This window comes from Pseudarthrobacter sp. lyk4-40-TYG-27 (assembly GCF_030209295.1).
In the GTDB taxonomy this organism is placed as follows: Bacteria; Actinomycetota; Actinomycetes; order Actinomycetales; family Micrococcaceae; genus Arthrobacter.
Map to the genome: position 1 here is coordinate 37,359 of NZ_JARVSH010000007.1, position 21,441 is coordinate 58,799.

General features: G+C 66.4%; 10 protein-coding genes. 3 read left to right on the forward strand and 7 right to left on the reverse strand.

The window, feature by feature from the left end; translation table 11 throughout:
* Positions 1-49: 49 nt before the first annotated feature.
* From QRM96_RS14400 to QRM96_RS14430, 7 genes are all read right to left on the reverse strand, one after another.
* Positions 50-1,021 (reverse strand): AAA family ATPase, encoded by a 972-nt coding sequence (locus QRM96_RS14400; protein WP_285320058.1) that lies wholly within the window; start codon positions 1,019-1,021, stop codon positions 50-52.
* A gap of 78 nt (positions 1,022-1,099) precedes the next feature.
* Positions 1,100-7,210, reverse strand: a complete 6,111-nt coding sequence (locus QRM96_RS14405; RefSeq protein WP_285320059.1) for an Ig-like domain-containing protein — start codon at positions 7,208-7,210, stop codon at positions 1,100-1,102.
* 169 nt (positions 7,211-7,379) lie between these two features.
* On the reverse strand, positions 7,380-13,508 hold the full coding sequence (locus QRM96_RS14410; RefSeq protein WP_285320060.1) for an Ig-like domain-containing protein: 6,129 nt from the start codon (positions 13,506-13,508) through the stop codon (positions 7,380-7,382).
* Between the two features lie 189 nt (positions 13,509-13,697).
* Positions 13,698-14,942, reverse strand: a complete 1,245-nt coding sequence (locus QRM96_RS14415) for an adenylate/guanylate cyclase domain-containing protein (RefSeq protein WP_285320061.1) — start codon at positions 14,940-14,942, stop codon at positions 13,698-13,700.
* Positions 14,932-15,528 (reverse strand): PH domain-containing protein, encoded by a 597-nt coding sequence (locus tag QRM96_RS14420; protein ID WP_018762997.1) that lies wholly within the window; start codon positions 15,526-15,528, stop codon positions 14,932-14,934. The genes QRM96_RS14415 and QRM96_RS14420 overlap by 11 nt, the downstream gene beginning before the upstream one ends.
* Positions 15,521-16,429, reverse strand: coding sequence for a biotin--[acetyl-CoA-carboxylase] ligase (locus QRM96_RS14425; protein ID WP_285320062.1), 909 nt, complete (start codon positions 16,427-16,429; stop codon positions 15,521-15,523). Before QRM96_RS14425 ends, QRM96_RS14420 begins: the two co-directional genes overlap by 8 nt.
* A 119-nt stretch (positions 16,430-16,548) precedes the next feature.
* A complete protein-coding gene (locus QRM96_RS14430; RefSeq protein WP_026264931.1) occupies positions 16,549-17,436 on the reverse strand; it encodes an SDR family oxidoreductase in 888 nt (295 codons plus the stop codon).
* Positions 17,437-17,651: 215 nt separating this feature from the next.
* Between QRM96_RS14430 and QRM96_RS14435 the strand changes: the two genes are divergently transcribed.
* The 3 genes from QRM96_RS14435 to QRM96_RS14445 all read left to right on the forward strand — a co-directional run bounded on the left by QRM96_RS14435 (position 17,652) and on the right by QRM96_RS14445 (position 21,255).
* On the forward strand, positions 17,652-19,235 hold the full coding sequence (locus tag QRM96_RS14435; protein ID WP_285320063.1) for an acyl-CoA carboxylase subunit beta: 1,584 nt from the start codon (positions 17,652-17,654) through the stop codon (positions 19,233-19,235).
* Positions 19,236-19,246: 11 nt separating this feature from the next.
* Positions 19,247-19,474, forward strand: a complete 228-nt coding sequence (locus QRM96_RS14440; RefSeq protein WP_043424302.1) for an acyl-CoA carboxylase epsilon subunit — start codon at positions 19,247-19,249, stop codon at positions 19,472-19,474.
* A gap of 95 nt (positions 19,475-19,569) precedes the next feature.
* On the forward strand, positions 19,570-21,255 hold the full coding sequence (locus QRM96_RS14445; RefSeq protein ID WP_285320064.1) for a DUF885 domain-containing protein: 1,686 nt from the start codon (positions 19,570-19,572) through the stop codon (positions 21,253-21,255).
* Positions 21,256-21,441: the final 186 nt, after the last annotated feature.

Genomic DNA, 21,441 nt, shown 5'->3' on the forward strand with positions numbered 1-21,441 from the left:
TGGAAAGGAAAGGGGCCGGCGTGCAGCCGTTGGTTGCGCGCCGGACCGGTCAGGCGTTGGTGCGCTGCTGCGGGGCGGCGACGTCGGCCAGGATCCTGGCCAGGACGGCCTCGGCGGTGGCGCCGGAGAATTCGGCCTCGGGGTCCATCACGAACCGGTGCGTCCACACCACGGGCGCCAGTTCCTTGATGTCATCCGGCAGGACGAAGTTCCGTCCCTGCGAGGCAGCCCAGACCTTGGAGGCCCGGACCATGGCCAGGGCACCGCGAACGGACACGCCCAGCCGGGTCTCGGGAGCGCTGCGGGTCTCCTCGCACAGCCGCGAAATGTACTCCAGCACCGCGGTATCCACGTGCGCGGTGGCGGCGAGGTCTGCCATGTCCGCCACAGCCTGGGTGGTGATCACGGGGGACAGTTCCTTGGAGCGGTCCTTCAGGTTGTTGCCGCCCAGCAGACGGACCGTGGAGGCGTGGTCCGGGTACCCGATGGAGGTCTTGATCAGGAACCGGTCCAGCTGGGCTTCGGGCAGGCGGTAGGTACCGGCCTGTTCGATCGGGTTCTGGGTTGCCATGACCATGAACGGCCGGCCGGCGGAGTAGGTGACGCCGTCCACGGTCACCCGGGACTCTTCCATGACTTCCAGGAGCGCGGACTGGGTCTTGGGCGAGGCGCGGTTGATTTCGTCAGCCAGGACGATGTTGTTGAAGATCGGGCCCTTGTGGAACTCGAACTTCTGCGTCTTCTGGTCGTAGATGGTCACGCCGGTGACGTCGGAAGGAAGCAAGTCAGGGGTGAACTGGATGCGGTTGTTGGACCCCTGCACGGTGGCCGCGAGGGCCCGTGCCAAGGAGGTCTTGCCGGTTCCGGGCGCGTCCTCGAACAAGACGTGGCCCTCGGCCAGCATGGCCGTGAAGGTCAGCCTGATGACGTGTTCCTTGCCCAGCACCGCCTGCCCCACGTTGGCAACCAGCTTTTCGAACGTACCGGCAAACCATTCGGCCTGCTCCATGGTCATGGTCATGAAATGTGCTTCCTATAGATGGATCGAAAGTTGCCTTGTGGGCCCGGGAAACCCGGGCCCACAAGATGGATGCGGTTGCTAGCGGTTCGGCATGCCGTTCGGCGGGTTGCAGCCCACGTTGGACGTGTCACAGCGGAGCCAGTTGCCCGAGGCCATACCGGAGTTCAGGTGGTACCAGATACCGCTGGGGTTGTTCGAGGTCTTGTACCAGACCTGGTAGCGGTCGGCCGTGGACGGGGCACCGGCGTCGAGCCATTTGCCCGCGCCCGTGCATTGGGACGGGTTGCCGTCAACGAAGCTGTCCGTCCCCTTGCGAGGCTCCGTGCAGCTGCGTGTGGGGCTGGCCGTGACGTTCCACTCCGTGGGCGGCGGCGGGGTTGGGTCTGCACCGGACTTGGAGGTGGCCGACCCGATCGCGCCGTCGGTCACCGTGACCGCCCGAACCCGCAACTGACGGCTTTGGTTCCAGCCACCAGCGTCGCGGTCATAGCGGTTGGCCTTTCCAACGTTGACCCAGCCACCGCCTTCGTAACTGACCTCGTAGTAGCTCAGGGGCCGGCCGTTCGTGCTCGGATCGTTCCAGGTCCAGTGCACCTGGCCGTCGCCCTTCGTTGACGTGGTGCCGTTGACGTTGGGGGCGCTTGCCGGCCCATACGGGTTGGCTGTCCCGATCGCCTTGGCATCGCCGGACATGGTGTTTTTCGTGGACGTCGCGATGATGGTCACCGTGATGTCCCTGCCGTTGGTCATGCCGCCGATGGTTCCACCGCCGGCTGGGATCGGGCCGCTCTTGCCGTCAGCGTTGTACGAATAGGTCATTTCACTCGCGGTGGACCCGTTCCGCTGCGCCTCGCTCAGCGGCGTGAACGTCACTTTCAGCTGTCCGCTGGTTCCCGTTTCCGCGACTGTCCCGCTGCTCACCTGGCCCGGTTTGCCTGCTGCCCGGATGGGGGCGGACTGGGCACTCGTGCCGCCTGTTCCGGCCTTGTTGGTGGCCGAGACCGTGAAGGTGTAGTTCGTTTCCGAATTATCCACGGTGACGTTCTGCGACGTTCCGTATACCTGCTGGCTGGCCACCGCCGCACCGCCGCGGAGGGTGGTCAAGGTGTAGGACGAGACAGGGTCACCATTGTTGTTCGGCGCGGACCAGACCACCCGCAGCTGGCTCTGCGAGCCCACCGGAGTTGCCTGCGACACGCTCGGCGCGGTGGGCGTCGCGGGAACACCCGCGGGCACCTCCGCTGCCGAGTACGGGCTCCATTCGGAGGGTTCCTTGGCGTCGTTGCGTGCCAGGACCCGGACCTTGTAGGAAACGCCGTTCTGCAGCCCCTTCCAGACATAGCTGACCGACGTCAGGTTCTGGATCTGTGCGTTCTGGCCTGCCGGTGCCGGCGAGATTTCCAGGTCGTAGGACTTCACCGGCGATCCCTTGCTGGCGGGCTGGGTCCAGTTGACGGTCAGCTGCTTGTCGCCAAATTTCAGCGAGGGCGCCAAAGGGGTATCCGGCTTCACGTCCGGCCGGACATCGGCCGAGGCCGGCGAGCGGTCGGACTCGCCGAACTCGTTCGTGGCCGTCACCTGGAAGTGGTAGGTGGTGTTGTTGGTCAGGCCATTAAGGGTGCAGGTGTTGGCCGGGCAATCCTGGCGGAACCCGCCCTCGCCATACACCGTGTACTTGGTGATGGGCGAGCCCCTGTCGGCCGGGGCGGTCCAGTTCAGCAGCGCCGTGCGGTCACCCACGCTCTGTGCCTGCGCCGTGGTGGGGGCCGCGGGCTTGTCCTTGACGGTCAAGCGGATGCGCGCCGTGGCATGCCGGGACGCGTCACCGGTCTTGTCCTCCACGGTGTAGGCCACCACCATGGTCCCGGTAAAACCGGGCGCCGGAGTGACGGTCACCGAGTCGCCATTGACGCCTACGTTGCCGGTGCCCGTTTCGGTGTTTGCGGCAATGATCTTCAGCGGGGTCTCCGGGAACGGGTTGGCGTCGTTGGCGAGCACGTTGATGGTGACGGGCTTGCCCGCGGCGGCGTTCGCTTCGACGTCGTCGTTGGCCACCGGCTTGGGCCGGTTCGAGGCGGTCACCGAAAGCTGGTACGTGGCCGTTGCCTCGAGCCCGCGCGGATCCCTTGCCTTGACCTGGACGGCGGCCCTGGTGCCGGTGGCGGTGGAGTCCGCCGCCGAGGCCTTGAGGGTCTTGCCGTCGATGCTGACGTTGAAGCCGCCGGGCGCTCCGCCCACCAGTTCATACTTCATCTTTTCGAGGTCGCCCTGGTCCGGATCGGAGGTCAGCTTGCCCAGGTCGGTGCTGGCCGTGTCGCCCTTGGGAACGTCCACGTCCGAGCCAAGCAGTTCGGGCGGGTTGTTCTTGTTGGGGTCCGGGAGCACCTTGGTGCGGATGCTGAGGGTGGACTTCAGGCCGGCGGGATCGTCCGGTCCGGTTCCGTCCGTCACCTCGAACGTCAGGGACCCGGGGCCCACGTAGTCTGTTCCCGCGGTGTATTTCAGGCCGGTGCCGTCGCCAATGACGGGGTTGCCGCCGTCGGCTCCGATGAGGTTGATCCGGTCCGCCTGGGTCAGCCGGGGCGACCTGCCCTCGCGGACCTTCACCCATTCGTTGAGGTTTACGTCGACGGACTGTCCCGCTACCACCTCGATGACCTCGTCCTTGGCCAGGGTGGGAACCTGCTGGCCGAGGCCCGGGACCCAGATAACCGCGGTGGACTGCAGTCCGTCCACGTCTTCCACGGTGTACGGGATGAGCTGGGGATCCTTGGTCAGGTCTACCAGGACGTTGCCGTTGCCGCCAGGCCTGGCGGTGGTGGCCTCCGTGCTGATCTTGAGGTTCTCGCCGACGCCGTCCGGGTCCTCATCGTTCTTCAGGACGGGGACATCAACGGCGGTCTTGCCCATTGCCTGGGCTGAGGTCACCCTGTCGTCACGGGCGATCGGCGCCTTCAGGGGCACGTTGTTATCGACGACCAGGCGGATGGTGGCCTGGGCGGTGGCGTCCCGGTCATCGGCGATGGTGTAGCGCACGTTGACGGTTCCTGCCTCGTTCGGGGCCAGGAGGATGATGCGGCCGCTGTTCCTGCTGACTGTCGCCTGGAGTGCGGGATCGGCTTCGATGCCGTCGGTGAGGATGCGGATGCGGTCGCCGTCGGGGTCGGTGTCGTTCGCGGTGGCGTCGACGGCGATCTGGCGGCCGGGACGGACCCGGACTTCGTCGTCCACGGGCGTGGGCTTCTGGTTCACCTCTCCGCGCGGGGCGATGCCAACTGTTACGGTGCCTGTGTTCACGGCACCCTGGCGGTCAACCACCTTGTAGCGGAACGTGTCCGTACCCGCGCCGTCGCCGGCCGCGGTGAAGTCGATGAAGTTGCTGCCTACCGTCGCTGTACCCATAGCCGGGGTGCTGTCGATGCCCGTGAGCTGGACGGAGTCGCCGTCGGGGTCGATGCCGTCGAGGGGAACCGGGATCCGGACCGTCCCGGCAGCCACCACCCGGGCGGTAAGGTTCCGCGGCTGGGGCCGGGAATTCTCCGCACCTTCCAGGGGAAGGATGTGGATGGTCACCGCCGCGGCACTCTTCTGGCCCTGCGGATCGACGGCGTTGTAGATGGCGCGCACCGTCTTGGGCTGGCTGCCGGCAATAAAGCGGACGGTGTTCTCGGAAACGAAGCTCTTGCCGTCAGCCGGGTCCACGGCCTGCGGCAGGACGGGGTCCACGGTCAGTTCCTGCCCCTGCGGGTGGGTGTCGTTGTCAAGGACGGGAATGGTGACGACGTCGTTGACCCGGACGTTCACCTCGTCCGGTTTGGGCTGGGGTGCTTCGAGCACGGCCGGCGCCGGCACGGGCACGACCGAGACACTGCCCGTGGCGGATTTCTTGCCGTTGGACATGGTGTATTCGAACAGCAGGGGGTCCTTGGTACCCAGGATGTCGGTGATCCGCAGGACGCTGTGGTTGATCACGCTGACCGATACCGGGGCGTTGTCCGGGATTTTGACGGACTGCAGCACCAGGACGCCGCCGGAGGGGTCGGAGTCATTGGCCAGGGGGTCCAGCAGGACACTGCCGCCGGTGGGCATCAGTGCCACGTCGTGGACCGCGACGGGATCGCCGCCGTCGTTGCCGGATTCGACGTCGACACGGATCAGCCCCTGGCTGCTCTGCGGCCCGTTGCTGGCAATGTACGTCAGGTACACCGGCCCGGGGGTGCTGCTGCGGAACGTGAAGGTGCCGCCGTCCGTGACGGGCCCGAGTTCGGCCGGTCCGTTGGCTTCCACCTGGGCCAGCCGGAGGGCACCGCCGTTCGGGTCGACGTCGTTCTTCAACGGCGAGATGACCAGGTCCTGGCCCACGACGGCGGTGACATGGTCCGCGTTGACCACCGGCGCCAGGGCGCCGGGGGGCTGGACGTTGACCACCACCTTGCCGGTGACCGTGGCGCGGCCGTCCCAGATGGTGACCTGGACGTTCTTCTTGCCGGCGGTCGCACCGGAATCCTGGAAGGTGAGGAGGCCGTCGCGCCGGACCTTGACCTGGTCCTGGTCGTTGTCGGCCTTCGCGTCGAGGAGGACCAGATCATCGCCGTCGGGGTCGATCCAGTCCGTCAGGATGTTCTGGCTGACCGTCTTGCCCTGTTCCACGAGCATGGTGGTGTCCTCGCCGCGCTTGAACTTGGGCGGCTTGTTTTCGTCGGGCCCCACGACGCTGAGCGTGACCTGCCCGGTGGCGGAGAGCCCGCGGCCGTCGGAGGCGCTGTAGTTAAAGGTCTCCGTGCCTGGTTTGGCATCCGCCGGAACGGTGATCTGGAAGGCAGTGCCGCCGTAGATGCTTTCGAGGGTGCCGGATTTGGGTGCGGCTTCCGGCGCCACGGCAGCGGTCAGGACGTCGCCGTCGGGGTCCGAGTCGTTGTCCAGGACGCTGAGGATCGTGGTGCGGCCAGGCCGGACGCCGATGGCGTCGGGTTTGGTTTCCGGTGGCCGGTTGGGTTTAGTGCGGTCCGGCAGGACGTTGATGGTGTTGTTGTCTGCCGATTCCTGGTCCTGGTCATCGGACTGGTTCTTGGGCGGGACGACGTCGTCCCAGTTGTTGACCAGCTGCATGTTCTGGTTCACCAGCCACACATTGCCCGAATTCACATCATTCAGGACCACCAGGTCCCGGTTCACCCGGAACACATACGACGGCGACGCACTCGCCTTCGGCACCGCAACATTCTTATCATCCGCATCATTGGTGCAGTCCCGGACGTACTTGTTCGCACCCGACCACGCCGCATGCACACACCCGCCCAACTGCACCGGAGCCGCAGGAACGCCCTCACCATCAAACGAGACCGTCTTCGCCGCCGCCCCGTCCAAAGGCTGCTTCAACAACGCCTTCCGCGTCGCAACGGCAACAAAATCACTGCCCGGCCCCGCCTGCTGCAACTTCGCATCCCGCGCATTCTCCAACACCAGCCGCTTACCACCAGGCAAAAACAGGTTCCCCGCCGCAGCATCCAACACCACCGGCTTATCCCCCACCACCGTCATCTGCAGATCCCCGGAACCCTTCAACCCCTCCCAGGTACTGGACTCCGAGGACATCACCGCACCATTGGCATCCACCCCCGTCACGGACACCACCCCGGACTTCGGATCCGCCGAATAAATCCGGTCATCAGACCCCACCGCGGAAACAATCCCCTCAGAACCCACCATGACAGGCTCCGACGCTTCCTCATCAAAACCATTCACCGTCGACGGAGACACCGCCCACACCTTGCCCGACGCCGGATCCGTCACCGAAATCGTCTGCGCCCCAAAACTCACCGCAGCAGAACCCGGCAACCGCTTATCCCCACCCAGGCGCATATTCGCCGGCGACACCTGGTTCAACGTCGAACCAGTCGCATCATCAACAAACACCTCACCCGCATGCTGCAACACATCAAACGTCGTCGACGCCGGCGTCACCGCACCATCAAGCACCCGCGAAGGATAATTCAACCGCCCAACAGCATTCTTGGACTTCGACACCACCCACACGCCACCATCATTCAACTCAACCTCAGTGGTCTTAAACCCCGGATACAACACCGCACCCGTCACCACCACAGCCACCACCACACCAAACGCAGTCCCGGCGGCGGCCTTCTTATGTCGCTTCTTCAGCCCAAGCTTCCCCAGCAGAGTTGTCACAGCGTTACTTTTCCCTCAGATTGTGTTGCCAGATACGGTCCTGTTCGCGGGACAGGCAGTAGGCTTTCTTTCCCCGGGCCAAGCCTACCGAAGCCCCGCAAGACCCCGCGATGGGGACCTCTATCCCGTGTACCGCTCATTCCGGGGCACTTGCCCGGCGCCGCGGCGGCTATGGCGTTGCCCCTGTCGGGAAGGTGCACAGCGGTACACCGCTTTGCGCGGGAGAGCCCAGGGTGGTGTGCAGCGACTGGATCCAGCGGGTGGCGTTGGGCGAGCCGCGCATGATGTAGTACCACTGTCCGTCTCCGCTGTATGTGGTGCCGTGCGGCTTCCAGCACATGACATCGAACGTGTCCAGGTGCGACATCCAGGGCCGGTCGTAGCCGCCTTGGCCATCGCAGGTATTCCTCGACGGGTCATATGACGTGGCGCCGGGCAGGTCGGTACAGCTGCGGTCCATGCCGGGACCAAGCCGCGTGGTCCAACGGGTTTTCGCGGCACCCGACTGCGCGGAGGCAGACGCGACCGGGCCACCGGTGCCGCGCGAATTGACCGTTTGTACGTCGATCGAATGCCGCTCGTTGAATCCGGCGGTGTTGATGGTGCGGTTGCCAGAGGCAGCCACCCGTTCCCAGCCCCCGCCGTCGATCCTGATCTGGGTGTAGGCGATGTCGTGGCTGCCCGCCGCCGGGGATGCCCAGCTCAAGGTGAGGTTCTTCTGGTTCTCCGCGCCGTCCTGCCCGGCGGCCGACGGCGTGCCAGCAGAACCGTACGGGTTGGCGGTGGCCGGCGTGCTGGCGTCGGAACTGGGGGCCACCGAAGAGTTGGCGATGACGGTGATGGCCGTGGAACTGCCGTTGGCGAATCCTCCGACGGTTTGCCCTGGCCTGATCGGACCGGACTGTCCCGTGCTGGCCCGGTAGGTGTAGCTGACTTCGGCGTACGTTGAGCCGTTGCGTTCGGCGGCGGTGAGTTCGCGGAAGTCGATGGTGACGGAGCGCCCGGCTCCGCCCGTGTTGGCTTCCGTGGCGCTCACGCCGGAGACTTGCGCGAGCTTGCCGGTGGCGCGGCGCGGGGCGGACGCCGCACTGACCGCGCCCTTCCCGGCCTTGTTCTCGGCCTGCACGGTGAAGGTGTAGGCCGCTTCGGAGTTGTTGGCGGTGAAGTTGGCTGTCCGGACGGTGCCGGCCACCATCTGGGTTTGGGCTGCCCCGCCGCCGCCGCTCATGGTGACGTAGTAGTTCCTGATGGCGTCACCGTTGGTGTTTGGCTCGTTCCAGTCCACCTTGAGCTGGTTGGAGGTTCCCACGGAAGATGCCACGGACGACGTCGGAGCGGCGGGTGCGGCGGGGACACCGGCAGGATTGTCCTCGGCGGAGTACGGGCTCCAGTCTGAGGGGCCCAGTTCGTTGACTGCCTGGGCGCGCACCTTGTACCGGACGCCGTTGGTCAGCCCGGGCCAGGTGTAGTTCAGCCCGGTCACGCCGTTCTTGACCGCCGCCCCATTCGCGGGCGGCGGTGAGATCTCAAGGTTGTAGTTCTTGACGGCCGAACCCTCGGTTTTGGCTGCCGGCCACGTGATTTCCATGGTCTTGTCGCCGGCCTTGACGGCAGGCGCGTCCGGCGGCGACGGCTTTTCGTCCGGCCGAATCTCATTGGAGGCCGGCGACGGGTCGGATTCCCTGACCTCGTTCGTGGCGGTGACGGTGAAGACGTACTTGACGTCGTTGGTCAGGCCGGTCAGCGTGCAGGTGGTGGTGGCACACTCCTGGCTGAAGCCGCTGGTGGAGTGCACGGTGTATTTGGTGATGGCCGCGCCGTTATCCGACGGCGGTGTCCACTTGAGCACGGCCGTCCGGCTCCGGACATCCGTGGCCGTGGGCGCGGAGGGCGCGTCGGGCCGGTCACGGACGGTGATCCGGACCCGTCCGTCGGTCTGCCGGGATACGTCTCCGGTCTTGTCCATGATGGTGTAGCGCACCACCATCACGCCTTTGAACCCGCTGGCCGGTGTGACGGTGATCGAGTCCCCCGCCACGGCGGGCTGCCCTGCGGCCGATCCGGTCTCCACGGTGGCGGAGGTGATCCTGAGGGGCGTCTCCGGGAAGGGGTTGTAGTCGTTGGCGAGGACGTTGACGGTCTCGGACGTGCCGGCGTTCGCTTTGTCCACCACGTCCTCGTTGGCTGTGGGAAGCGGTCGGTTGGAGGCCACCACGGTGGCGGTGATGGTGGCGCGGACCGGATCTGAGCGGCCGTCGGTGACTTTGAGCGGGATGCTGCCTTTCCAGCCGGCGGCCCGGGCTGAATCGGGGGTGACCTTAAGGGTTGCCTCGTCCACTGTTGCGTTGAAGCCCTCGGGGAGCGCGCCGTCGAGAGCGAAGGCGAGCTTGTCCTGGTCGCCGGCGTCAACGTCCTTGGCCAGGTTGCTCAGGTCCAGGGTGGCCGACTCGCCGGCGGGAACGTCGAGGGTGGCTCCGCTGAAGGTGGGCGGATGGTTGGCGTTGGGGTCCGGGATGACTTTGGTGATGATGCTCAGCGTTGACTTGAGGCCGGCGGGGTCGTCCGGCCCGGTGCCGTCCGTCACCTCGAAGGTGATGGAGCCTGGACCCACGTAGTCCTTGAGGGCGGCATAGCGCAGGGCATTGCCGTTTCCGGCCACCACGTTGTCCGGTTCCCCGCCCAGGATGCGGACCTTGTCCACCTGGGTGATCCGGGGCGTGCGGCCTTCCCGCACCCGGACGTAGTCCGCCAGGTTGAGGGTAATGTCCTTCCCGGACATGACTTCCACGGTCTCGGTCTTGGCCAGCGTGGGGTGTTGCTCCCCCTGCCCGGGCACCCAGATGACCGCCGTCGCGCTTTGGCCGTCAACATCGGTGACAGTGTAGGGAACCAGCTGGTCGGCCGGCCCAAGCGTGACGCGCACGGTGCCGTCGCCGGTGACGCGGGCGTTGGGGTTCCCGTCCGGCAGGCCGATCTTCAGTTCGGAGGCCACGCCGTCGGGGTCTGAGTCGTTCTTGAGGACCGGCACGTCCACGGCGGACTTGCCCAGCGTCTCTGCGGGGGTGACCACATCGTCTTTGGCAACCGGGGCCTTCAGTGCGGCATCAGGGCTGGCCTTAACCCGGATCACTGCACCGGACTGGGCTTTCTTGTCGTCCTGGATCTTGTAGCTGACGCTGTCATTGCCGGCAGCGTTCGGGGCCGTGAGCAGCACCTTGCCGCCTTCGGCTGCCTCCACGGCGAGGTCCGGGCGGGCCTCGAAGCCGTTGGACACCAGGGTGATCGGGTCACCGTCCGGATCTGAATCGTTGGCGAGGGCTTCAACGGCGATCTTGCGTCCGGGCCGGACTTCAATGGCGTCGTCGACTGCGATGGGCTTCTGGTTGGTGGCTTCCGCGGGTGCGATGCCGACGATCACAGTTCCGGTGTTCTCGGCCCCGATCCGGTCGCGGACCCGGTAGGTGAAGGTGTCAGTGCCGGCTGCATTGCCCGCTACGGTGAATTCGAGGTAGCCGTCCTTGACCACGGCCGTGCCCATGGCGGGAGCCTTGTCCACCCCGGTCAGCTGGACGGAGTCGCCGTCGCTGTCCACGCCATCGAGGGGTACCGGGATGCGGACGGTCATGCCCGCCACCACCCGGGCGGTGAGGTTTCTTGGTTCTGGCCGGGTATTGAGTTGGTCGTCGCGGGCCCGGATCCGGATCGTGACCTGCTGGGAGTCGGACTGGCCTGATTCGTTGGTGACCTTGTAGATCGCGTAGACGGTTTTGGGTACGTCGCCGGCGATGAACCGCACAGTTCCGCCTGCCGTGAAGATGCGCCCGTCCGCCGGGTCCGGCTGCTGGGCCAGCTGCGGGTCAAGGGTGAGGGCGCCGCCGTTGGGATCGGTGTCGTTGGCCAGCACGGGGATGGTGACGACGTCGCCGGCACGGACGGTGGCCTCATCCGGCTTGGCCTGGGGGGCCTGGAGTTTCGCCGGTGCGGGGACCACCAGCACGGCGATCTCGCCGGTGGCCGAGGCTTTGCCGTTGGAGATGGTGTATTTGACGGTGAGCTGGCCCTGGGCGCGGATGTCGGTGATCCGGACAACGGAATGGTCCAGCACGGAGACGCTGATGGGCAGGCCGTCCGCGGCCGTCACGGACTGGACCACCAGCACGCCGCCGGAGGGGTCGGAGTCATTGCCGAGCACGTCCACCAGCACGTTGCCGCCACTGGGCAGCAGTGCGGTGTCGCGCACGGCGACGGGGGCGCCGTCGCCGTTCCCGGGCACGACGTCGACACGCACCAGTTGCTGGGCGCTGGCCGGTCCGTTGGTGGCCAGGTAGGTGACGTAGTGCGCGCCCTCGGCGGTGGAATTGAACGTGAAGGTTTGCTGGTCGGCGCCCATGGTGGCGGTGGAATTACCGTCCGGGGTGGCCTGGGCCAGGCGCAGCGCCCCGCCTTGCGGGTCTGAGTCGTTCTTCAGCGGCGCGATCACCGTGTCCACCCCGGCGACGGCGACCACGTGGTCCGCGTTGGCGATCGGCGGCAGCGCCCCGGGCGCGCGGACGTCGACGGTGACCTTTCCCTCGGTGGTGGCCCGGCCATCCGAGACGGTGACGGTGACGGTTTTGCGTCCCGGTTCAGCACCGGAATCCTGAAAGCTGAGCAGGCCGTCAGGCCGGACCCGGACTTGGTCGCGGGGGTCGCTGCCGCTGGCACCGACCACGAAGAGGTCGTCGCCGTCGGGGTCGATCCAATCGGTGAGGATGTTTTGGCTGACGACCTTGCCTGCCTGCACCACCAGGGTGGTGTTGCGGTTGGGCTTTTGCCGCGGTGCCGAGTTCTCCCCCGGCGGGACGACGTTCAACGTGACATCGGCGGAACCGGAAAGGCCGCGGCCGTCGTCCACCGTGTATTTAAACGCCTCAGAGCCCGTTTTGTCGGCGCCGACGCTGACCTGGAACCCGGTGGCGCCGTAGATCGGCGCGAGCAGGCCTGACTTCAGGGGGTCGGGCGTGCGAACGGTGAGGACGTCGCCGTCGGGGTCCGAGTCGTTGTCCAGCACGGGAAGGACGGTGGTCTTGCCGGCGCGCACGCCAAAGGTGTCCGGTTTGGCCACGGGGGCGTTGTTGGGTTTGGTGCGGTCCGGCAGGACGGTCTGCTGCACCTCATCGGCCGAGTCCTTGTCGGCGTCGTCCGAGGTCTGTTGCGGCGGGATGACGTCGTCCCAGTTGTTGACCAGCTGCATGTTCTGGTTCACCAGCCACACGTTGCCCGAATTCACATCATTCAGGACCACCAGGTCCCGGTTCACCCGGAACACATACGACGGCGACGCACTCGCCTTCGGCACCGCAACATTCTTATCATCCGCATCATTGGTGCAGTCCCGGACGTACTTGTTCGCACCCGACCACGCCGCATGCACACACCCGCCCAACTGCACCGGAGCCGCAGGAACGCCCTCACCATCAAACGAGACCGTCTTCGCCGCCGCCCCGTCCAAAGGCTGCTTCAACAACGCCTTCCGCGTCGCAACGGCAACAAAATCACTGCCCGGCCCCGCCTGCTGCAACTTCGCATCCCGCGCATTCTCCAACACCAGCCGCTTACCACCAGGCAAAAACAGGTTCCCCGCCGCAGCATCCAACACCACCGGCTTATCCCCCACCACCGTCATCTGCAGATCCCCGGAACCCTTCAACCCCTCCCAGGTACTGGACTCCGAGGACATCACCGCACCATTGGCATCCACCCCCGTCACGGACACCACCCCGGACTTCGGATCCGCCGAATAAATCCGGTCATCAGACCCCACCGCGGAAACAATCCCCTCAGAACCCACCATGACAGGCTCCGACGCTTCCTCATCAAAACCATTCACCGTCGACGGAGACACCGCCCACACCTTGCCCGACGCCGGATCCGTCACCGAAATCGTCTGCGCCCCAAAACTCACCGCAGCAGAACCCGGCAACCGCTTATCCCCACCCAGGCGCATATTCGCCGGCGACACCTGGTTCAACGTCGAACCAGTCGCATCATCAACAAACACCTCACCCGCATGCTGCAACACATCAAACGTCGTCGACGCCGGCGTCACCGCACCATCAAGCACCCGCGAAGGATAATTCAACCGCCCAACAGCATTCTTGGACTTCGACACCACCCACACGCCACCATCATTCAACTCAACCTCAGTGGTCTTAAACCCCGGATACAACACCGCACCCGTCACCACCACAGCCACCACCACACCAAACGCAGCCCCGGCGGACCACCGCGAGCGCAGCAGCCGGCGTTTCGAGGGCATGGCAAAACCAGGGTTTTCAGCGCGCGATTGGTCGCGACGTTCCATGAAGTGTTATCCCCCGATAGCTCTCTGCCCCTGCCGGCAGCCGGTGGCACAGGACCCCGGGCATCACAACCATACCGCTATCCGCCAACAAGTGGACAAATTGTTTTCGGGCAGCCCCGGGTCACCCGTCGCCGGGTGGCGCCCCTAGTCCAGGACCAGGCCCTTGCCGCGTCCGCGTGTGAGGCGGACGGGTTTGATTTCGCCGAAACCGCGGACATTTTCCGGGTCCTGGGGAATCAGGACGAACCGCTCGTCGTGCTCCAGGGCGGAGGCGGTCATCGAGTCCACCAGCACGGTTCCCGGGTCCGCGAGCGTGGTGAGGCGGGCCGCCAGGTTGACGGTGGGGCCGTAGATGTCACCGAGGCGGGAGAGGATCCTTCCCCAGACCATGGCCACCCGGGCTTCGGGGAGGATTTCGTCTGCGGTGAAGGCTTCGGCGAGCGCCAGGGAGATCTCGGCACCTGCGGCGGGTGTTTCGGCGATGTACAGGACTTCGTCGCCCACGGTCTTGACCAGCCTGCCACCGCCTACCGAAATGATTTCAGCGCATTTGTTTTCGAACCGCTGCACCAGGCGGGCCAGTGTTTTTTCGTTCATCCGCCGCGACAGGCTGGTGTAGGACACCAAGTCGGCGAAACCAACCGCGCGTGCCAAGGGCAACGGCGCATCGTCTTCGTCGCCTTCCCGGCCTTCTTCGCTGGCCTGGAGGCCCGCCTCGGCGCGGACTGCGAGCCGCTGGACGCCTGCGTTGAGCTGGCGGCGCCAGGAGTACACCAGCACTTCCTCAAGCGCATCCACGAGGGCGGGAAGTTCGTTGACCAGGCGCTTGCGGGCCACGGCGTCCGTGACGCCCTGCTCGTGGACCATGTCCTCCACCAGAGCCTCGATCTGCCAGACGACCATGCGATCCGTCATTTGGCCGATTGCCCGGGTGACTGAAATCGCCGCTTCCTCGGTGAGTTTGCCGGCGCGGACCAGGTCCACCACGGTGGACAGAGCCGCCTGGTCGCGTTCGGTGAAGGCAACGTCTTCGTCGCCAAAGTTCGGGAAGCCAAGGGCGCGCCAAAGTTTGCGGGCGGAGAGGAGGGAAAGACCGGCGCCGGCGGCCACTTCACGACGACGGAGCTTGCGCTCCCCGCCAAGGAGCCGTGCTTCCAGGGCCTTCATGGCGAGGCGCTCGGCGGACATGGCACCGGTGGGCGGGTGCCTGTCTGCGCCAGTGTCGGGAGCGGAGGTGTCGGGAGCGGAGGTGTCGGGAGCGGAGGTGCCGGGTGCGGAGGTGCCGGGCGCGGCCGCGTCGACGGCGGCAGCGGTGTCGGCGGCGGTGTCGATGGCGCCGATGCCGGGATCGATGCTGTTGACGCGTTCCTGCTGGTCCTCATCGGTCATCCCGTCCACCTTCTCTCATGTCCTCCGGAAAAGCACCGGCGGGATAAAACGTCGCATCCGGCAGGGCATCGGCCTGGTCCGGCAGTTCCCCGATGGCGTCGAGGATAAAGTCGCGGAACCGGGCAACCTCGGGCACGTCCGGAAAGGTCACCACGCCCTGGTACCCGGTTTCCAAGGATATATTCCCGGAGCGCACCAACCGCTGAAGGAGCGATTCATGGACGGTCAGGTTACGCACGGATACCAGGTTCACTTGTTGGTCACGCCTGTTCAGCATGCCGTACCGGGCCACCATCCGCTGGCTGGTCAGGGTGTACCGGGTTCCCTGCCAGCGGAGGAGCCGCGGCAGGCAGTAGCCCAGCCACACGGCGGCGACAGCAAGGACGCAGCCGGCCACGAGCCATGATGTCCATTGCCGGTTCAGGACCGGCGCCACCCGGGCAGCGCCGCCGCGGATGATCCAGGCGCTGGCAAAGGCTGCCAGCGCGGGGGCGAGCACGAAGGCTGCGGCGGCACCGGCGAGCTTCCTGGGCTGCGGGCGGGTGGTGACGATGACTTGTTCCCCGGGAAGGAGGCTCTTACGCATAACCGCCTTGGCCGGAGTCTTCCGGTGCTGTCCACGGCCTCAGGTGCACCACGTCGCCGGCCGTCACCACATGCTCCCGCCCATCGCGGTCCACCACCAGCAGGGAGCCGTAGTCATCCAGCCGGGAAGCGTGTCCAATGATCTCGTGGTCGCCGGGCAGCTGTGCACGAACCTGCTTGCCCAGCGTGACCATCACCGCCTCTATCCGCTTGTGCAGGGAAGGGCCGCCGGCCATCCCGGCCGTGGGGTCGCCGTCGGCGTTGCAGAAACTGCGGTACAAGGTGGCGAAGTGGGTGAGGTAGCTCTTGAGCAGGACGGTGCGGTCGGTGGTCCGGGCGCCTTCAAGTGCCACCGATGTTGCGGTGGGGACCGGGAGTTCGCGTTCGCGGAGGGTGACGTTCAGGCCGGTGCCCAGGACCACCGCGGGCACCTTGCCGTCAGCCATCGGACCAAGCTGGGCCAGGATGCCGGCGATCTTCCGGCCGCGCACCAGGACGTCGTTGGGCCATTTGAGCTCGGCCGGGATGCCGGCGGCATCCAGCAGCGTCTCGCGCAGTGCGAGGGCGGCGATGAGGGACAACCAGGAGTAGCTCTGGGTGGGGAGCGGCCGGCCCTCCGCGTTGACGGGACGCAACACCACGGAGACGGACACCGAGCTCAGCGGCGGCGCTTCCCAGCGCCTGTCCAGCCGGCCCCTGGCGGCGGTCTGGTATTCGGCCGTCAGGACCGAAAGGTCCGGCCAGGCCGAAGGGTCCACCGTGACGGCACGAAGAAGGTCAGCGTTGGTGGAGCCCGTCGAGTCCACGACGTCGATCCGGGAAATGCCTGTGGCGGAGAGGAAACGCTGGTCGGCCAGGTCCACTCGGTTCAGGGGGGTGCCCGGTACGTGCGTGTCATCCATACCTGAATCCTACCGAGCGAAGCTGGAGACTACCCATCAGCACGGATTCCTCCCGGGACCGTCCACCACCCGCAACAACAGGGAGGTGGCCGGGCGGTCCGGGCGGGACCCAACCGGCCCTAGAGGAAGATGTCCGGAACCAATTGGTCCTCGGCCGCACCGAGGCTGTAGGGCCGGAAATCAGTGACGCCGGCGCCCGCCAGGACCTGCTCGTCCGTGTAGAAATTGCCCGATTCCGCATCTCCTGCGGCAAGGTGGCTTCCGGTCAGGACGGCGTGGGCGGCATCGGCCATGATCTGCGGGCCCCGCGCGGCCAGCACCATCGTTGAACCGTGGGGCATGTTGCGGATGGCGGCCGTATCGATCAGGGTGCACGGCCAGAGCGAGTTCACCCGGACGCCGTCGGCCTTCAATTCCTCGGCCAGGCCCAGCGTGGTCAGGCTCATCCCGTACTTGGCCATGGTGTAGGCGAGGTGCTTTCCCGCCCATGAGGGGTGGAGGTTCAGCGGCGGGGACAGCGTCAGGATGTGCCCGTGCGCCGAGGCCCGGAGGGCGGGGAGCGCCAGCTTGGAGAGCAGGAAGGTACCGCGGACGTTGATGTCCTGCATGAGGTCGTACTTTTTCATGTCGACGGCGTCCGTGGTGGACAGGTCGATGGCAGAGGCGTTGTTGATGACGACGTCGATGCCGCCGAAGCGCTCCGTGGCGGCAGCGACGGCTCCGGCCACGTCCTCGTCCCGGCGGACGTCACCCACCAGGGGCAGCGCCTGGCCGCCGGCCTCCACCAGTTCTTCGGCGGCGGTAAAGACCGTGCCCGCCAGTTTGGGGTGGGGCGTGCCGGTCTTGGCCAGGAGCACGATATTGGCGCCGTCCCGGGCCGCCCTCTTGGCGATGGCCAGCCCGATTCCGCGGCTTCCGCCGGAGATGAGGATGGTGCGTCCTGCCAGGGAACCGGCTGCCCGGTAGGGGCTCCGGGGTGCCTGCAAAGCCTCGTCGCTTGAAGTCATGGAAACACTGTAGCCCAACTAAGTTACTGGCGGGTAACATAACGGAGAGGGCGCTGGAACCGCAGAAAATTGTAGGTTCCCTACAGCTGCGGGCGCACAAACCGTCATTAGACTTGCCACCAGGGTCCTTCTTTTGTGTGGATGCTACTTAAAGCTCCCGCGAATGCGGACCGACTGCCAACAGAACTGACTTGCTACAGAGCCGGAGACACTTGATGAGCCACGATCTGACAACGACAGCGGGAAAGATCGCAGATTTCCGCGACCGCCAGGCGCGTGCCGCACAGCCCTCCGGCCCCGAGGCCATCGAAAAGCAGCATGCCCGCGGCAAGAACACGGCCCGCGAACGCATCGAGCTGCTGCTGGACGAGGACTCGTTTGTTGAATTCGATGCCCTCGCCGTGCACCGCTCCACGGCATTCGGCATGGAAAAGAAGAAACCGCTGGGCGACGGCCTGGTCTCTGGCTACGGCACCGTGGACGGCCGGCTGGTGGCCGTCTACAGCCAGGACTTCAGCGTCTACGGCGGCTCGCTGAGCCAGGTCAACGGCGAAAAGATCGTCAAGGTCCAGGAATTTGCCCTCCGCAACGGCTGCCCCGTGGTGGGGATCCTGGACGGCGGCGGCGCACGCATCCAGGAAGGCGTGGCATCCCTTGCCATGTTCGCGGACATCTTCCGCAACAACGTGCACGCCTCAGGCGTCGTGCCGCAGATCTCGCTCATCATGGGCCCCTCCGCCGGCGGTGCCGCCTACTCCCCCGCCCTCACCGACTATGTGGTGATGGTGGACAAGACGTCCCATATGTTCATCACCGGCCCGGACGTCATCAAGACCGTCACCGGGGAGGACGTGGACATGGAAACGCTGGGCGGTGCCCGGCAGCACAACGCCACCACAGGAACGTCCACCTACCTGGCCTCCGACGAAACCGACGCGATCGAGTTCGTGCGCGAACTGCTGGACTTCCTGCCCTCCAACAACCTGTCCGAGGCACCCGTGCTGGGACACCAGCAGGAGTTGGAGGTCGACGACGACGACCTCGCCCTGGATGCGCTGGTTCCGGATTCCGCCAACCAGCCCTACGACATGCGGGCCGTCGTCGGACAGATCGTGGACGACGGGCACTTCCTGGAGATGCAGGCCCTGTACGCCCCCAACGTGATGATCGGCTACGGCCGCGTCGAGGGCCACACGGTGGGCATCGTGGCCAACCAGCCGCTCCAGTTCGCCGGCACCCTGGACATCGCCGCCTCCGAAAAGGCGGCCCGGTTCGTGCGCCACTGCGACGCCTTCAACATTCCCATCATCACCCTGGTGGACGTTCCCGGCTTCCTTCCGGGCAAGGACCAGGAGTTCCAGGGGATCATCCGCCGCGGCGCCAAGCTCCTCTACGCCTACGCCGAGGCGACCGTCCCCAAGCTCACGGTGATTACGCGCAAGGCCTACGGCGGCGCCTACATCGTGATGGGCTCCAAGAAGCTCGGCGCCGACCTGAACCTTGCATGGCCCACCGCGCAAATCGGCGTCATGGGCGCCCAGGGTGCCGTCAACATCCTCTACCGCCGCGACCTTGCCGCCGTTGCGGAAAACGGCGGGGATGTCGAAGCGCGCCGCGCCGAGGTCATCCGCCAGTACGAGGAAGAACTCCTCAACCCCTACCAGGCGGCAGAGCTGGGCTACGTGGACGCCGTGATCGCCCCCTCCGACACCCGGGTCCAGATCATCAAGGGACTGCGGGCACTGCGCGACAAACGCGCCAGCCTCCCGGCCAAGAAGCATGGGAACATCCCGCTGTGACGCCCGACCAGATGCCGGTGGTTGAGCCTGCCGAAACCCCGACCGCGCCGCTGTTCTCTGTCGTCAAAGGACAACCGAACGCCGAGGAACTCGCCGCGCTGGCCGCCGTCGTCCTGACCCTCGGCGGCCCGGCGCCGGCCAAGCCTGCCGCACCCAGCGTGCGGCACTGGGTGCGCCGGCAGCAGTTGCGGCTCGCGCCGTCGCCCGGCCCCGGCGCCTGGAAGCGCAGCCACGGCTGACGCTCCCCAGCGCCTGCCTCACCTCGCTTCGCTCGGCCAGGGAACCCGCGGCCGCGTGGGCCCGCCCTGTCCGCCCGGCCGGGTAGTCTCGGAATGTGACTACAGACACTGCACCCGCCGCGCGCCCGCATACCCGCATCGACGCCGTCGCCGATGACTACACCGACACCCTCATCAGGCTCAACCCGACCTTCGCCACGACTCTCGGCCTGCCGGGCCACGAGACGGAATACCAGGACTTCTCTCCTGCCGGCATCGCAGGTTTCGCCGAGGCCGCGCGAGACGCGCTGGCCGCACTGGAGGGCCTGCAGCCGGAAGACGACGTCGACGCCGTCACCCTGGACGCGATGCGGGAGCGGCTCGGGCTGCAACTGCTGATCCACGCCTCCGGCTGGGAGTATGCCGAGCTCAACAACATCGCCTCCCCCGCCCAGGACATCCGGGCCATCTTCGACCTCATGCCCACCGCCACCGCGCAGGACTGGGAGCATATCGCGGGCCGCGCCGGCAACGTGCCGGCGGCCATCAGCGGCTACATCGAATCCCTCCGCGTCGCCAGGGACGCCGGCAAAGTGGCCGCCGCGAGGCAGGTCCGGATCGTCATTGAACAGGTCACCAAGTACGCCGCCGACGACGGATTCTTCGCCAAGCTGGCCGCCGGTGCAGCCACCGCCGGCGGCCCCCTGCCCGCGCCGCTCCAGGAAAAGCTCGACGCCGGAACCGGCGCGGCCCGGAGCGCCTACGTGGGGCTGGCAGAGTTCCTGCGCACCGAACTGCTCCCGGCAGCACCCGAAAAGGACGCAGTGGGCAGGGCGCGGTACGCGCTGGCTTCGCGTGCATTCCTCGGCGCCGAAGTGGACCTGGAAGAAACCTACGCCTGGGGCGTCCAGGAACTGGAGCGCCTCATCGCCGAACAGGAGCGCGTCGCCGACAGCATCAAGCCCGGTGCCACCATCGCGGAGGCCAAGGAAATCCTCAACAACGATCCCGCCCGGCAGCTCAAGGGGACCGATGCCCTGCAGGCCTGGATGCAGGATCTTTCGGACAAGGCCATGGCCGGGCTCGCCGGCGTCCACTTCGACATCCCCGAGGCCATGAAGACCCTCGAATGCCGGATCGCCCCCACGGACGAGGGCGGCATCTACTACACCGGCCCGTCAGATGACTTCAGCCGGCCCGGCCGCATGTGGTGGTCCGTCCCGGCCGGCGAGGACACCTTCACCACCTGGGCCGAGACCACCACCGTCTACCACGAGGGCGTCCCCGGCCACCACCTCCAGGTAGCCACTGCCACCTACCGCCGCGAACTGCTCAACAAATGGCGGCGCAACGTCTGCTGGACCTCGGGCCACGGGGAAGGCTGGGCCCTCTACGCGGAGAAACTGATGCAGGAGCTGGGGTACCTCACCGATCCCGGCGACCACCTGGGAATGCTGGACATGCAGCGCATGCGGGCCGCCCGCGTCGTCTTCGACATCGGCGTCCACCTCGAACTGGACATGCCCGGGCGCTGGGGATCCGGTACCTGGACAGCAGAGACGGGTTACGGCTTCCTTAAGGAAAACCTCCCCATCAGTGAGGGCCAGCTCAACTTCGAGTTCACCCGCTACCTTGGCTGGCCCGGCCAGGCACCCTCCTACAAGGTGGGCCAGCGGCTTTGGGAACAAATCCGCGCCGAGCTCGAAGCCCGTCCCGGGTTCGACCTGAAGGAGTTCCACACCAAGGCCCTCAACATCGGCTCCGTAGGACTGGACACCCTCCGCCGGGCGCTCTTGTCTTGACCCTGAACTGCGCGGCCCCAAGGGGCCCATCCTCTGCGCGCTGCTCGTTCCTCGCGGCTGGGCCCACGCCGGCAGGGTTCCCTGGCCGAGCTTGCGAGGTTAGGGGCCGGTGGGGAGCGCGCTGCCGGATGGGCCCTTGCTGCCTCCGCGGGAGACATTAAGCACACCCATCGTGGGAATAAGTAA

What these genes read in the sequence shown, in the direction of transcription:
- QRM96_RS14400 (WP_285320058.1), bottom strand. Translation starts at nt 1,021, where the DNA reads ATGACCATGACCATGGAGCAGGCCGAATGGTTTGCCGGTACGTTCGAA.
- QRM96_RS14410 (WP_285320060.1), bottom strand. Translation starts at nt 13,508, where the DNA reads ATGCCCTCGAAACGCCGGCTGCTGCGCTCGCGGTGGTCCGCCGGGGCT.
- QRM96_RS14415 (WP_285320061.1), bottom strand. Translation starts at nt 14,942, where the DNA reads ATGACCGATGAGGACCAGCAGGAACGCGTCAACAGCATCGATCCCGGC.
- QRM96_RS14420 (WP_018762997.1), bottom strand. Translation starts at nt 15,528, where the DNA reads ATGCGTAAGAGCCTCCTTCCCGGGGAACAAGTCATCGTCACCACCCGC.
- QRM96_RS14425 (WP_285320062.1), bottom strand. Translation starts at nt 16,429, where the DNA reads ATGGATGACACGCACGTACCGGGCACCCCCCTGAACCGAGTGGACCTG.
- QRM96_RS14430 (WP_026264931.1), bottom strand. Translation starts at nt 17,436, where the DNA reads ATGACTTCAAGCGACGAGGCTTTGCAGGCACCCCGGAGCCCCTACCGG.
- QRM96_RS14435 (WP_285320063.1), top strand. Translation starts at nt 17,652, where the DNA reads ATGAGCCACGATCTGACAACGACAGCGGGAAAGATCGCAGATTTCCGC.
- QRM96_RS14440 (WP_043424302.1), top strand. Translation starts at nt 19,247, where the DNA reads ATGCCGGTGGTTGAGCCTGCCGAAACCCCGACCGCGCCGCTGTTCTCT.